This window comes from Streptococcus mitis bv. 2 str. SK95, assembly GCF_000222705.1.
Lineage (GTDB): Bacteria > Bacillota > Bacilli > Lactobacillales > Streptococcaceae > Streptococcus > Streptococcus mitis_AY.
The window spans coordinates 28,581-41,872 of the sequence record NZ_AFUB01000033.1 but is presented as its reverse complement, the minus strand read 5'-3'; the positions used below and the strand labels follow the sequence as shown (position 1 = coordinate 41,872).

The 13,292-nt window shown below is 42.4% G+C and carries 13 protein-coding genes and 2 pseudogenes; 14 read left to right on the top strand and 1 reads right to left on the bottom strand.

The features are described 5' to 3' along the window. Positions 1-21 precede the first annotated feature (21 nt). The 3 genes from HMPREF9965_RS13475 to HMPREF9965_RS06995 all read left to right on the top strand — a co-directional run bounded on the left by HMPREF9965_RS13475 (position 22) and on the right by HMPREF9965_RS06995 (position 3,788). A complete protein-coding gene (locus tag HMPREF9965_RS13475; RefSeq protein ID WP_420497889.1) occupies positions 22-1,785 on the top strand; it encodes an Ltp family lipoprotein in 1,764 nt (587 codons plus the stop codon). Positions 1,786-1,888: 103 nt separating this feature from the next. Then, positions 1,889-2,848, top strand: coding sequence for an ROK family glucokinase (locus HMPREF9965_RS07000; protein ID WP_000078551.1), 960 nt, complete (start codon positions 1,889-1,891; stop codon positions 2,846-2,848). Between the two features lie 100 nt (positions 2,849-2,948). After that, on the top strand, positions 2,949-3,788 hold the full coding sequence (locus tag HMPREF9965_RS06995; RefSeq protein ID WP_000158627.1) for a thymidylate synthase: 840 nt from the start codon (positions 2,949-2,951) through the stop codon (positions 3,786-3,788). A gap of 42 nt (positions 3,789-3,830) precedes the next feature. Here the strand turns inward: HMPREF9965_RS06995 and HMPREF9965_RS06990 are convergent, their stop codons facing one another. Next, on the bottom strand, positions 3,831-4,001 hold the full coding sequence (locus HMPREF9965_RS06990) for a DUF3042 family protein (protein WP_001051782.1): 171 nt from the start codon (positions 3,999-4,001) through the stop codon (positions 3,831-3,833). A gap of 120 nt (positions 4,002-4,121) precedes the next feature. Here HMPREF9965_RS06990 and miaA point away from each other — a divergent pair, with 120 nt between their 5' ends. The 11 genes and pseudogenes from miaA (at position 4,122) to HMPREF9965_RS06935 (ending at position 13,221) form a co-directional block, all read left to right on the top strand. Continuing rightward, a complete protein-coding gene (gene miaA, locus HMPREF9965_RS06985) occupies positions 4,122-5,006 on the top strand; it encodes a tRNA (adenosine(37)-N6)-dimethylallyltransferase MiaA (RefSeq protein WP_000850165.1) in 885 nt (294 codons plus the stop codon). Continuing rightward, the gene (gene hflX / locus HMPREF9965_RS06980) at positions 4,999-6,237 is read left to right on the top strand and encodes a GTPase HflX (protein ID WP_000573167.1); all 1,239 of its coding nucleotides are present in this window, start codon (positions 4,999-5,001) and stop codon (positions 6,235-6,237) included. The genes miaA and hflX overlap by 8 nt, the downstream gene beginning before the upstream one ends. Further along, positions 6,230-6,853, top strand: coding sequence for a hypothetical protein (locus HMPREF9965_RS06975; RefSeq protein WP_000565437.1), 624 nt, complete (start codon positions 6,230-6,232; stop codon positions 6,851-6,853). Before hflX ends, HMPREF9965_RS06975 begins: the two co-directional genes overlap by 8 nt. Before the next feature lie 14 nt (positions 6,854-6,867). Continuing rightward, positions 6,868-7,797, top strand: coding sequence for a ribonuclease Z (gene rnz, locus HMPREF9965_RS06970; protein WP_000354319.1), 930 nt, complete (start codon positions 6,868-6,870; stop codon positions 7,795-7,797). A 20-nt stretch (positions 7,798-7,817) separates the two neighbouring features. After that, complete coding sequence (locus HMPREF9965_RS06965; RefSeq protein ID WP_001259140.1) at positions 7,818-8,573, top strand: SDR family NAD(P)-dependent oxidoreductase; 756 nt, start codon at positions 7,818-7,820, stop codon at positions 8,571-8,573. 202 nt (positions 8,574-8,775) lie between these two features. Beyond that, positions 8,776-9,345: a hypothetical protein gene (locus HMPREF9965_RS06960; protein WP_000422117.1), complete on the top strand. Its 570-nt coding sequence runs from the start codon at positions 8,776-8,778 to the stop codon at positions 9,343-9,345. Positions 9,346-9,363: 18 nt separating this feature from the next. Further along, the gene (locus HMPREF9965_RS06955) at positions 9,364-9,801 is read left to right on the top strand and encodes a hypothetical protein (protein WP_000394430.1); all 438 of its coding nucleotides are present in this window, start codon (positions 9,364-9,366) and stop codon (positions 9,799-9,801) included. Positions 9,802-9,803: 2 nt separating this feature from the next. Continuing rightward, a pseudogene (locus HMPREF9965_RS06950) lies at positions 9,804-10,869 on the top strand (ankyrin repeat domain-containing protein). A 44-nt stretch (positions 10,870-10,913) separates the two neighbouring features. Continuing rightward, positions 10,914-11,500: pseudogene (locus HMPREF9965_RS06945) on the top strand (SMI1/KNR4 family protein). Continuing rightward, on the top strand, positions 11,497-12,246 hold the full coding sequence (locus HMPREF9965_RS06940) for a hypothetical protein (RefSeq protein WP_001014335.1): 750 nt from the start codon (positions 11,497-11,499) through the stop codon (positions 12,244-12,246). The pseudogene HMPREF9965_RS06945 and the gene HMPREF9965_RS06940 overlap by 4 nt, the downstream one beginning before the upstream one ends. A gap of 18 nt (positions 12,247-12,264) precedes the next feature. Further along, positions 12,265-13,221 (top strand): hypothetical protein, encoded by a 957-nt coding sequence (locus tag HMPREF9965_RS06935; RefSeq protein WP_000517233.1) that lies wholly within the window; start codon positions 12,265-12,267, stop codon positions 13,219-13,221. Positions 13,222-13,292 lie beyond the last annotated feature (71 nt).

The following is a 13,292-nucleotide window of genomic DNA, read 5'->3' as shown; positions in this document are numbered from 1 at the left end:
GCAACTGCAACACTGGGACTTATTTCATTTGCAGATACAACTGAAGCCTTTCCTTTTTCGGCTCAGCATGTTTCTGCTCAAGAAAAGGATGCATCTAAAAATAGTAAGGTTATAAAAGAGAATACAACTTCGGCGCCAAATCAAGCTGAGAAATCGAAAACACCAGCGCAAAATCCTGCTGAGAAACTGAAAACACCAGCACCAAAACCTGCTGATAAACCGAAAACACCAGCACCAAAACCTGCTGATAAACCAAAAACACCGGCACCAAAATCCGCGTCGAAGCCAGCACCAAAACCCGCGTCGAAGCCAGCACCAAAACCCGCGCCGAAGCCAGCACCAAAACCCGCGCCGAAGCCAGCACCAAAACCCGCGCCGAAGCCAGCACCAAAACCCGCGCCGAAGCCAGCACCAAAACCCGCGCCGAAGCCAGCACCGAAACCCGCACCGAAGCCAGCACCAAAACCCGCACCGAAGCCGGCACCAAAACCCGCGCCGAAGCCAGCACCAAAACCCGCACCGAAGCCGGCACCAAAACCCGCACCGAAGCCGGCACCAAAACCCGCGCCGAAGCCGGCACCAAAACCGACTGAAAAAGCTAAAGAAACAACTCCTAAACAGGATAAATCACAATCTAAAGTTCAGTCTGGCTGGGTAGGAAATTACTACCTCAAATCAGATGGAAAGAGAGCTAAAAATGAATGGGTAGATGGTGGTCGTTATTATGTTGATTCTGATGGAAAAAAGGTTAAAAGTGACTGGATTTATGATAAAAACTATGGTTCATATTATTATCTAACAGCAGAAGGAAGCTCTGCTCGTAATAAATGGGTAGGTAGATATTATCTCAAATCAGATGGTAAGATGGCCAAGAATGAATGGGTAGATGGTGGCCGTTACTATGTTGATTCTGAAGGCAAAATGGCAAGGGATATATGGGTAGATGGTGGTCGTTACTATGTAGGATACGATGGTGTGCGACAACCAAAACCAGCAGCCGGGAATCCATACTCAGCAGCTTTAAAGACAGCAAAAGATTATAATTCGTTTTCACATATGTCAAAAAAAGCTCTCTATGACCAATTAACGTGGCATGGTTTTTCAAGTTCAGCAGTGCAGTATGCCATCGATCACTTGAATGCAGATTACAAAGCAAATGCCTTAATTCAAGCAAGAAAGTATACCAATTTATCGAAGACAAAAATTTATGAGAGACTAACTTCTCCTTGGATTGGACAATTTACAAAAGAAGAAGCAAACTATGCAATTCAAAAACTTAATCTACCATCAGAAGGCAGCCATGTTCGCAATAAATGGGTAGGTAAATATTATTTCAAATCAGATGGAAAGATGGCCAAGAATGAATGGGTAGATGGTGGCCGTTACTATGTGGGATCAGATGGTGAAATGGCTAGGGGCAAATGGGTAGATGGTGGCCGTTACTATGTAGGATACGATGGTGTGCGACAAACAAAACCGGCAGATGGGAACCCGTACAATGCTGCTTTAATTAAAGCGAGAAGCTATAATTCGTTTTCACATATGTCAAAAAAAGCTCTCTATGACCAATTAACGTGGCATGGTTTTTCAAGTTCAGCAGTGCAGTATGCCATCGATCACTTGAATGCAGATTACAAAGCAAATGCCTTAATTCGAGCAAGAGAATACCGAAAGAATACCAATTTATCAAAGACAAAAATTTATGAGAGGCTAACTTCTCCTTGGATTGGACAATTTACAAAAGAAGAAGCAAACTATGCAATTCAAAAACTAGGGGATAAATAGTTATTAATTATTAGATGTAACTTTTTCATGCAAAGCTTTGCACAAATCTAATGATTTTGTTATACTATATCTGTAAGCATTTTCAATTAAAAAGGAGAAGACGATGAGTCAAAAGATTATTGGGATTGACCTTGGTGGAACATCTATCAAATTTGCAATTTTAACTCAAGAGGGAGAAATCCAAGAAAAATGGTCTATTAAGACTAACATTTTGGATGAAGGAAGCCATATCGTAGATGATATGATTGAGTCTATTCAGCATCGTTTGGACTTGCTTGGATTGTCAGCTACGGATTTCCGAGGCATTGGGATGGGATCACCTGGTGTGGTTGACCGTGAAAAAGGAACTGTTATCGGTGCCTACAACCTAAACTGGAAAACCCTTCAACCGATTAAAGAAAAGATTGAAAAAGCTTTGGGTATTCCATTCTTCATCGATAATGATGCCAACGTAGCTGCTCTTGGTGAGCGTTGGATGGGGGCTGGTGAAAATCAACCTGACGTTGTCTTTATGACACTCGGTACTGGTGTTGGTGGCGGTATCGTTGCAGAAGGAAAACTGCTTCACGGTGTTGCTGGTGCAGCAGGAGAGCTTGGCCACATCACTGTTGACTTTGACCAACCAATCGCATGTACCTGTGGTAAAAAAGGCTGTCTTGAGACAGTTGCTTCTGCAACAGGGATTGTCAACTTGACTCGTCGTTATGCGGATGAGTATGAAGGCGATGCAGCCTTGAAACGCTTGATTGACGATGGTGAAGAAGTAACAGCCAAAACTGTCTTTGACCTTGCAAAAGAAGGGGACGACCTTGCTTTGATCGTTTACCGTAACTTCTCACGTTACTTGGGTATTGCGTGTGCTAATATCGGATCAATCCTCAACCCATCAACTATCGTTATCGGTGGTGGGGTGTCAGCTGCGGGAGAATTCCTTCTCCAAGGCGTGCAAAAGGTTTATGATGAAAATACCTTCCCTCAAGTACGCACATCTACAAAATTGGCTCTTGCAACTCTAGGAAATGATGCTGGAGTTATCGGGGCAGCATCACTTGTATTGCAATAAGATAATAAAAAGGGGGAAAAACACTACTTTAAAGCCAGTGATTTTCCTCCTTTCTTTTTTTATGCTATACTAGTTAGGACAATAAATGAGGTGAGAGCAAATGACAAAAGCTGATACGATTTTTAAAGAGAATATTGAACGAATCCTCAAAGACGGTGTCTTTTCTGAGCAGGCTCGTCCCAAGTACAAAGATGGGACAGTTGCCAACTCCAAGTACGTAACGGGTGCCTTTGCGGAGTATGATTTGTCTAAGGGAGAATTTCCTATCACAACCCTACGTCCCATTGCAATCAAATCTGCCATCAAGGAAGTGCTCTGGATCTACCAGGATCAGTCTAATAGCCTAGAAGTGCTCAATGACAAGTACAATGTCCACTACTGGAATGACTGGGAAGTGGGAGAGACGGGGACCATCGGTGAGCGCTATGGGGCGGTCGTTAAGAAGCACGACATCATTAATAAGATTCTCAAGCAGTTGGAAGCCAACCCTTGGAACCGTCGAAATATCATCTCGCTCTGGGATTACCAAGCTTTTGAGGAGACAGATGGTCTTCTTCCATGCGCCTTTCAGACCATGTTTGATGTCCGTCGAGTAGATGGGGAAATCTATCTGGATGCGACCTTGACCCAGCGTTCTAATGATATGCTGGTGGCTCACCACATTAACGCTATGCAGTACGTAGCTTTGCAAATGATGATTGCTAAACACTTTGGCTGGAAGGTTGGGAAGTTTTTCTACTTTATCAATAACCTTCATATCTATGATAATCAGTTTGAACAAGCAGAGGAATTGCTCCGTCGTGAGCCGTCAAACTGCCAACCTCGCTTGGTTTTGAATGTGCCTGATGGGACCAATTTCTTTGACATCAAAGCCGAAGACTTTGAGTTGGTCGACTATGATCCAGTCAAGCCGCAACTGAAGTTTGATTTGGCTATTTAAGAAATTAAAAAGAAGTTGAGATTTCTCAACTTCTTTTTATGCTTAATGTGATACGCGGCGGCGAGCTGCTTTTTTGCGATTTTCTTCGATGAAAGCTGCTTTTTGCTCTTCTGGCTCAATCACTTTCTTTTTAATTGCGTATACTGCACCTGCAACGGCAGCGACAGTTCCTGCGACACCTGTTACAAGACCTTTAGCGAATCCTTTAGCCATGAGTCTTCCTCCTTTATCTTCCCGATCAGCCAGGCTCCTCAAGTGGTAGCATTTTTCTGACTGACCTTTTTATGATATAATAATAGTAACGAAAAAATGGGAATTTTTCAAGGAAAAAAGATGAAAACAAAAATAATTGTGATTGTTGGACCGACTGCTGTTGGGAAGACAGCCCTTGCTATTGAAGTAGCCAAGCGCTTTGGTGGAGAGGTGGTCAGCGGTGACAGTCAGCAAGTTTATAGAGGGTTAGATATTGGGACGGCCAAGGCTAGCCCAGAGGAGCAAGCAGCTGTTCCTCATCATTTGATTGATGTCAGAGAGGTGACCGAGTCTTACTCGGCTTTTGATTTTGTTTCAGAAGCTAAGAAGGCTATTGAGGATATTCAGAGACGTGGCAAGCTTGCTATTATCGCTGGAGGCACAGGGCTTTATATCCAGAGCTTGCTGGAAGGCTACCACCTAGGTGGGGAGACACCTCATGAGGAGATTTTAGCCTATCGAGCTAGTTTGGAGCCTTATTCGGATGAGGAATTAGCCCAACTCGTTGAGCAAGCAGGCATTGAGATTCCTCAGTTTAACCGTCGTCGTGCTATGCGTGCCTTGGAGATTGCCCATTTTGGTCAGGATTTGGAAAATAAAGAGACCTTGTATGAACCTCTGATTATCTGCTTGGATGATGAACGCAGTCAGCTTTATGAACGCATCAATCGCCGAGTGGATCTGATGTTTGAGGCTGGGCTTTTGGATGAGGCTAAGTGGCTTTTTGACTATTATCCAGATGCGCAGGCAGCCAAAGGCATTGGCTACAAGGAACTCTTTCCTTATTTCCGTAGGGAGCAAACTCTTGAGGAAGCGAGCGAGAGTCTTAAACAGGCGACCCGCCGTTTTGCCAAGCGTCAGTTGACCTGGTTCCGTAATCGCATGCAGGTCACCTTTTATCAGATAGGAGAGCCTGGCGTGCAGGACTGCATTTTAAGCCAGATAGAGGAGTTTTTAGATGATTGAAACGGAGAAAAAAGAGGAGCGAGTCCTGCTCATCGGTGTAGAATTGCAGGGCATGGACAATTTTGACCTCTCCATGGAAGAACTGGCTAGTCTAGCAAAAACTGCTGGGGCAGTCGTTGTGGATAGCTACAGACAAAAACGTGAAAAATACGACTCCAAGACATTCGTAGGTTCTGGTAAGTTGGAAGAAATTGCGCTCATGGTGGATGCAGAAGAAATTACTACTGTCATTGTCAACAACCGTCTGACACCACGGCAAAATGTCAATCTAGAGGAAGTTCTGGGAGTTAAGGTTATTGACCGTATGCAGTTGATTCTAGATATCTTTGCCATGCGGGCTCGAAGTCATGAAGGGAAACTCCAAGTTCATTTGGCCCAGCTTAAGTACCTCTTACCCCGCTTGGTTGGTCAGGGGATTATGCTCAGCCGTCAGGCAGGGGGAATTGGTTCCCGTGGTCCTGGTGAAAGCCAGCTGGAACTGAACCGTCGTAGTGTTCGCAATCAAATCACAGATATCGAGCGCCAGCTCAAGGTGGTTGAGAAAAATCGGGCGACAGTCAGAGAAAAGCGTCTGGAATCAAGCACCTTTAAGATTGGTTTGATTGGTTACACCAATGCTGGGAAATCGACTATCATGAACACCTTGACCAGCAAGACCCAGTATGAGGCAGATGAGCTATTTGCGACTCTGGATGCGACGACAAAGAGTATTCATATAGGGGGCAATCTTCAGGTGACTTTAACTGATACGGTTGGCTTTATCCAAGATCTGCCGACAGAGTTGGTGTCCAGTTTCAAGTCGACTTTGGAAGAAAGCAAGCATGTAGACCTCTTGGTTCATGTCATCGATGCCAGCAATCCTTACCATGAGGAGCATGAAAAAACGGTTCTGTCTATCATGAAAGACTTGGATATGGAGGATATTCCTCGCCTGACCCTTTATAATAAAGCGGATTTGGTGGGGGATTTCACGCCTACCCAAACGCCGTATGCTCTCATTTCTGCCAAGTCTGAGGATAGTCGTGAGAACTTGCAAGCATTGTTTTTGGAGAAGATCAAGGATATTTTTGAAGTCTTTACTCTGCGTGTGCCCTTTTCTAAGTCTTACAAGATTCATGATTTGGAAAGTGTAGCGATTATTGAAGAACGTGATTATCAAGAGGATGGAGAAGTGATCACAGGCTACATTTCGGAGAAAAATAAATGGAGGTTAGAAGAATTTTATGATTGATATCAAAACTTTGGCTCTAAAATATGGGGGCTATACGAGTCTAGACAAGGTCTATCTGGATCAGCTTCTAGCTGGTAAAACAGAGCAGGAGCAATTGGCACTTATTACTCCTCCTCCGAGTGTAGTCAATGCTTACTTTGCAGAACTTTATCAGAAAAAGAGCCCTCAGGCTGCGACAGATTACTTTGCAGAACTCAGTCAGGAACTGAACCTCTACAATGCTGAGCCAAGTTTCACCTTTGAAAATAAGCCTTTTATTCGTCTTAATTTATCTGGCAAATCCTTTGGCTTTTGCTATGAGAGTGAGGGCTTGGGGCGGATTTTCTCTGAAAATGAAGAGGAAATCTCGGATGACTTGCTTTTTGAGATTGCGCAAATTTTCCCCCATCAACTCGTCTTTGAAGAGTCTGGAAAGATTTACATGAAGGATGCCGGAGAAGAGGAAGTTGTTAGTGTGGAGAGTCTCACAGCTTTGACAGATTTGGAAAGCTTGGCTGATGGTCGCAAACGTCTCAAAGGCTATAGCCAAGAGGATTTACTGCAAGAAGCTGCTGCTTTTTCTGGCAAGCGCTATTTTCGATCGGAAAATCGCACAGCTATGTTATATATTGATTAATTAGAAAGTATCGAATGGATATTCAATTTTTAGGAACGGGGGCTGGTCAGCCCTCTAAAGCCCGCAACGTTTCAAGTCTCGCCCTGAAACTCTTGGACGAGATTAACGAAGTCTGGCTCTTTGACTGTGGGGAAGGAACGCAAAATCGCATTCTGGAAACCACGATTCGACCACGGAAGGTCAGCAAAATCTTTATCACCCACCTGCATGGAGACCACATTTTTGGTTTACCAGGTTTTCTCTCCAGCCGTGCTTTTCAGGCTAATGAAGAGCAGACAGATTTGGACATCTATGGTCCCCAAGGCATTAAGTCATTTGTTTTAACCAGTCTTCGTGTGTCAGGTTCTCGTCTGCCTTACCGCATTCATTTTCATGAGTTTGACCAAGATTCTCTAGGGAAAATCCTTGAGACCGATAAATTCACTGTGTATGCAGAGGAGCTGGACCACACGATTTTCTGTGTTGGCTATCGTGTCATGCAAAAGGACTTGGAAGGAACGCTGGATGCTGAAAAACTCAAGGCTGCTGGTGTTCCGTTCGGCCCGCTTTTTGGAAAAATCAAGAATGGTCAGGACGTTGTTCTAGAAGACGGAACTGAAATCAAGGCAGCTGACTATATCTCAGCACCACGACCTGGTAAGATTATTACTATTCTGGGTGACACCCGAAAAACCAATGCGAGTGTGCGTCTAGCTGTTAATGCCGATGTCCTTGTCCACGAGTCAACTTATGGCAAGGGAGATGAAAAAATTGCTCGCAATCACGGTCACTCAACCAATATGCAGGCAGCGCAAGTAGCGGCTGAAGCCAGTGCTAAGCGCCTCCTGCTCAATCATATCAGCGCTCGTTTCCTTTCAAAAGATATCAGCCAGCTCAAGAAAGATGCGGCCACTGTTTTTGAAAATGTCCATGTGGTTAAAGATCTGGAAGAAGTTGAAATCTAGAAGATTGAGAAAGGATAAGTATGCGCACCATCATCATAACTGGGGCTAGCGGTGGCTTAGCCAAAGAAATGGTCAAACTCTTGCCAAATGACCAACTCATCTTACTAGGTAGAAACAAGGAAAAGCTAGCACAACTCTACGGAAATCATCCCCATGTAGAATTGATTGAAATCGATATTACTGATGACTCAGCCCTAGAAACTCTGGTAGCTGACCTCTATCTCCGCTATGACAAGATCGATGTCTTGGTCAACAACGCGGGCTATGGGATTTTTGAAGATTTTGACCAGATTTCTGACAAAGACATTCACCAGATGTTTGAGGTCAATACCTTTGCCCTAATGAACTTGTCTCGTCGCCTTGCGTCTCGAATGAAGAAAAGCCGAAAGGGGCATATTATCAATATCGTCAGTATGGCAGGTTTGATAGCGACTAGCAAGTCCAGTCTCTACTCAGCGACAAAGTTTGCAGCGATTGGATTTTCAAACGCTCTGCGCCTCGAACTTATGCCCTATGGTGTTTATGTAACAACAGTCAATCCAGGTCCAATCCGAACAGGATTTTTTGACCAGGCAGACCCAGATGGCAGCTACCTCAAGTCTGTTGATCGATTTCTCTTAGAACCAGATGTGGTTGCTAAAAAAATCGTCAAGACCATAGGAAAAAACAAACGAGAACTCAATCTTCCACTTTTGCTCAATTTAGCCCACAAATTTTATAGCCTCTTTCCTAAACTAGCTGATAAGTTGGCAGGGGGAATCTTTAATTATAAGTGAGAAAGCTGTTCCCTTGAGGAATGGCTTTTTGCTTTAATAAGGAGGAGTTGTTGATCAAAAATAATCTCTGAAAATACTGGTAGTTTATCTCTATTTGATAGTTTTGGAGTATAATTGAGATAAGAAAGTTCATTAGATAAATGAAGTCCCAAACCAGCTAGCTTACCCTAGATAATGCCCTATGTATAGCCGGAGGTTGACAATGGAATTATTGACAATTGACCAAATTATTTCCATTATTGAGGAAGCAATGCAAGGGCTTGACCCTGAGATAAGAGAAGGAATTGTCCCGAGCCATACTGAAGTGCCTGTGTCTGAACTGGATCGTTTGAAAAAACAACTGCAAATACAAGATTTGGATCCGATATTTAGGAAGTATATTTTGGCCTATAACTGGGGGCAGGTCGGTTTTTTAAGTTTCCAGTTTGGATATGGGGACGACACTAGTCTTACTTGGCTGATCAATCGCAATTTGGAATACCACGATTACTCGACTCTACAAGAAAGAGGCTTGATCATCATTGCAAATGGAGATCCCTACACTATTTTGCTGGATTGTCAATCTGGGGCGGTCTATGCTCTTGATGCAGAGATGAACTATGATGAAAAAATATGGCTGACACCAGATTTTCTAGCATTTGTTAGAGCCATGGGAACGGCCCAATCTGCAGTTTGGAAGGGTTGTGAAAGTGACTTCATCCACTTGATGACTAGAATAGGTCATGCGTCCAGTTTGATATTTTGGCAGAGTCTGGTCGGGTTTTATGATTGAAAATAGAAGGAGCAGGTCATGGAATTTATTGTAGCTGAGGAAGGGATTCCTCAAAATATCGGATGTCAGGGAGCCCTGATTGCCTATTATGGCAGTGAGATAGAATTTCATTATGAAACCGTTCCACCACACGGTGATGAGATTTTTTCTGCCAAGTTGCCTTTGTTGGGGCTTGATCTACCCTTTTGGATCTATGGGAGAAATCTCATATTTTTAGATGCTTACTACCTCTTAGCAGAAACAGTTAAGAAAGGGACTTGGAATCCCATAACGAGTATGCTCATCAACATTCATACGGGGGAATACTCCAGCCTAGACCACTGGTACAATCATATATCTATTGAGCAAAACGGCCTTGAGTTGAAAAATGATTATGATGGACAAGTCCTGACTTTGAAAACGGTTGACAAACTTCATTGGCTTGCCCTAGATGCTGAATCAGAAGAAAGGAACTAAAAATGGCAAAGAAAAGAGTTACATTACCAAAAGAGTTTAAGGATTTAATGGATGAAGGAAATATTGAAGCCCTTAAAGCAGTCTATGACCGTTGTGAATTAACCGCTCATGATGGAAGATTTAGCTTATGTACACCTCTGCATATGGGAGGAGTCCCGGATGAATTGGTTATCTGGCTTGTCGAACAGGGCTTGGATATCAATATCCCTGATTATTATGGAGCGACTCCTTTGTACCGTCAGGCAACCATGGGAAGAGAGACTGTAAAACTCTTGCTCGAATTGGGGGCAGATATTGAAAAAAGCAATACTTATGGAAATACACCTCTGCATATGGCAGCTGAGTTTTTTCATCCTAAGACCGTTGCACTTCTCATAGAAAAGGGAGCAAATGTTAACCCTAAAAATGATAGGGGACAGACTCCACTAGACTCCGTTCTCACTGTCTGTCGGGGAATCTATATTGCCCAAACAGCTGAAATTGCCTCTATGCTGTTGGATGCAGGTGCTAAGAAAACATCTGCTATGAAAGACAAGGTCGAAAATATCGGTAAAGATTTTGAATTTCATAGAGAAGGGATCAATCCCGACTATCTAGAAGCAGCAGATCAGGGTCTAGAAAAACTTTATGCTTTGTTTGATGTCAAGCCGGTAGCCAAACGAATAACCCACGATGGAGTTTCTCCGATTCTCGTAAAAGAAGGTAGCTGGGAGGAGCAATATGAGGAACTATGGTCTTTCTTGATTCCTTCAAGTGGAGCAGCCAAAACTGTTCAGGGAGAAGTTATTCGTATACCAGGTCGAGTTCGAGATGAACTGGATCGCAATGGTGGAGTCAACTGGGACAGGGACTATAGAAAAATGCTTCAAGCTCTCCCTCAATACTTGTCTCTAGGAATCCCCCCTTTCAGATCAAAAATTAGAAGAGACTAAAGAGCTTATTGCTCAAGTTCATGGGAAAGATTTTGATGACGAGCCTCGCCTAGACCGCCTGTGTCAGCTAGCTATTGCTTGGATTAAGCAAAATCCTGAACCCCTTCTCCTAGAAAAAACAAGTTATAAGCGGTAAAAAGCATTGGAAGACAGATAAAATAAAGAAATCATGGTGAAATGATGCAACTAATTGACCAAGTTAAAAAATAGAAACTTATATTTGTGAGTGTTTTGAAGACTGGGATTTGGATGATCCTGTAGAGGAAGGATATCTGGAAGATTATCAGGGCATTTCTGGTGCTTCTGAGGAAGAGCTTCAAGCCTTTGAGGAAATATTTGGCATTCGTCTACCTAGTGACTTCAAAGAGCTTTATAGCTATAAAAATGGGAGTAAATACCTCTCTATTTTACCTTGTGTAATTGACCAGAGAGATTTGACTTTTTCTCTCATGAGTCTACAGGAAATTGAGACTTGTAAAAAGTACTTTCAAAATAGAGATGCTCTGTTAACCGAATTTCCCGACTATTTTTCTAGTCAAGACCTAGAAAACATGCATGATAGTAGAATTAAGCCCTATCTTTTTAATAAAAAATGGCTTCCTTTTGCTCAGTATTGTGATTCTTGTTATCTTATGCTGGATTTTGATCCAGACCAGGAGGTTCAGGAAGGTCAGGTTATTTGCTACATCCATGATCCTGATGAAATTATCTATGTGGCAGAAAGCCTTACAAATCTGATTGAAGGGATAATGGATGAGATCATATGAACGGACAAATGTATCAGATAGCCTGTATCGTGGCAGCAGCTAGGAAGGCTTTAAAAAATGCTAAAGAAATATGCTATAAGCCTGAAAAATATACAAATAAATTGAGCTTTCAAATTTTGCCGTCAGAAAAGGGGGAAGTTATAGAACTATCTGTATCTGATTGGTTTGAAAATCTTAAGGAAAAAGGTTTGAAGGACTTAAAATTATTTTGCCCTATCTCAGTAAATGACAGAGGTATTTTAGGTTTCTCCAATACGACACAGAGTTCAATTCTCTGTTTTTATAAAGATGGGAAGACAAGTTATTTCCTACCAAATTGGGAAGCTGCTTCTGCAGGTAGGGGCTGGGATGTTACCTACACCGAGTATGAATGGGAAAGGTCTTCTCAAGACCTTCCCCACTATGAAAATAATATCGAAGAATTTAAGGACATATTGACTCGTATAGAAAATCTAGCAATTAAAATTGAATGTGACAACTTTGCCAAAGTCTTTCAATCTGCTAGAAACTTTTTGCTAGACCCAGAATCTGGTAAAGGACTGGCAGAACCTCAAATTCCACTGCGACATCTAAGCATATTTAGAGCTGCAAGCTCAGCGGATGTTTTTGGAGGAATGGGCTCCTGGAATGATGAACCTGGATGGCTGGCACAAGATAAGGGACTGGGTCAAGTTTACGATGAACTTTCAGATCAATTGTTAAGAAATATTAGATCAGCCATTCTATTTGCCATCAACGAGTGGTGATGGATTAGGAGAGAGAAAATGGGGAAGTTAAAGTTAAGTCTATTGAATAAATGGGAACTAGACAAGGACTACAATAGTGTTTTCAATTCTGTCATGTTACATGATGGTAGAGCCTTTGTCTTGATCAGTGAGAAGGAAGCTTTCAATCTCTACTGTCTGCTTGAAGTATCACCTTTGGGTATGAAGGAGATAGATGCTTGGTATTGTGACCATGTTTGGGAGGAAGAGCCTCTACTCTTTACAGATGGACAAAATATTGGCATCATCAAGGCTGGCAAGGAAATAGTCTATTACACTGGTGATTTTTCTAATCCAGAAATCATTGCCATAAAGGATCCGCAAAGTATACTTCCTAAAAAGGCACAAGAGAGATATTTTCAAATCGTATCAGATAGCGACCAGATACCCGTGTGTTTTGAAAATCAAGTTTATACAAATCAGGCAAGAAACTTTGCCCTTTTAGAATTTGATCGAGAGAAAAAGCAGGCGAAGTGGACCACTTATTCGCATATTGATAAAAAAGAGTTAAATCACCACGACACGAACTCAAGTTTTTATCCTAAAATCGATAGTATGAAATCTTGGAAACAAGGGCTCTATGCCTTTAGCTCTGGAGAAAGTCAAACCTCTGTCAATAAATGGGGCATGGACTATTATGCTCTTGTTAAAATCTCTAGTGATGGTCGTATTATCGAAAAGTTATTAGAATCTGAACATTTAAAGGCTTTAGGTAAAAAAGCTGGTGTCAATGGAATTTTTACGGATTCGCCTTATATTATCCTGAGCCCCCTATTTAAGAATGATGATTGGAAGGGCAAGCAAAAGCTATTTTCTCTGGCAACGAGAGAATTGTGCGACATAGCCTTGCCTAGAGGAATGAGTAAACACAAGCTTCAAAATATAACAGACAACTTTTGTTTAACCTTCCTGTACGACAGAGGATTAAAAGAACTTGCCCTTTGTCGGATTGACTAGGCTGTGAGGCTGAGTTTGGGAGCTTTTTATAGATAGGTGCTGATATTTCTTGATTAGTCTACAGTATTTAT

What these genes read in the sequence shown, in the direction of transcription:
- HMPREF9965_RS07000 (WP_000078551.1), top strand. Translation starts at nt 1,889, where the DNA reads ATGAGTCAAAAGATTATTGGGATTGACCTTGGTGGAACATCTATCAAA.
- HMPREF9965_RS06995 (WP_000158627.1), top strand. Translation starts at nt 2,949, where the DNA reads ATGACAAAAGCTGATACGATTTTTAAAGAGAATATTGAACGAATCCTC.
- HMPREF9965_RS06990 (WP_001051782.1), bottom strand. Translation starts at nt 4,001, where the DNA reads ATGGCTAAAGGATTCGCTAAAGGTCTTGTAACAGGTGTCGCAGGAACT.
- miaA (WP_000850165.1), top strand. Translation starts at nt 4,122, where the DNA reads ATGAAAACAAAAATAATTGTGATTGTTGGACCGACTGCTGTTGGGAAG.
- hflX (WP_000573167.1), top strand. Translation starts at nt 4,999, where the DNA reads ATGATTGAAACGGAGAAAAAAGAGGAGCGAGTCCTGCTCATCGGTGTA.
- HMPREF9965_RS06975 (WP_000565437.1), top strand. Translation starts at nt 6,230, where the DNA reads ATGATTGATATCAAAACTTTGGCTCTAAAATATGGGGGCTATACGAGT.
- rnz (WP_000354319.1), top strand. Translation starts at nt 6,868, where the DNA reads ATGGATATTCAATTTTTAGGAACGGGGGCTGGTCAGCCCTCTAAAGCC.
- HMPREF9965_RS06965 (WP_001259140.1), top strand. Translation starts at nt 7,818, where the DNA reads ATGCGCACCATCATCATAACTGGGGCTAGCGGTGGCTTAGCCAAAGAA.
- HMPREF9965_RS06960 (WP_000422117.1), top strand. Translation starts at nt 8,776, where the DNA reads ATGGAATTATTGACAATTGACCAAATTATTTCCATTATTGAGGAAGCA.
- HMPREF9965_RS06955 (WP_000394430.1), top strand. Translation starts at nt 9,364, where the DNA reads ATGGAATTTATTGTAGCTGAGGAAGGGATTCCTCAAAATATCGGATGT.
- HMPREF9965_RS06940 (WP_001014335.1), top strand. Translation starts at nt 11,497, where the DNA reads ATGAACGGACAAATGTATCAGATAGCCTGTATCGTGGCAGCAGCTAGG.
- HMPREF9965_RS06935 (WP_000517233.1), top strand. Translation starts at nt 12,265, where the DNA reads ATGGGGAAGTTAAAGTTAAGTCTATTGAATAAATGGGAACTAGACAAG.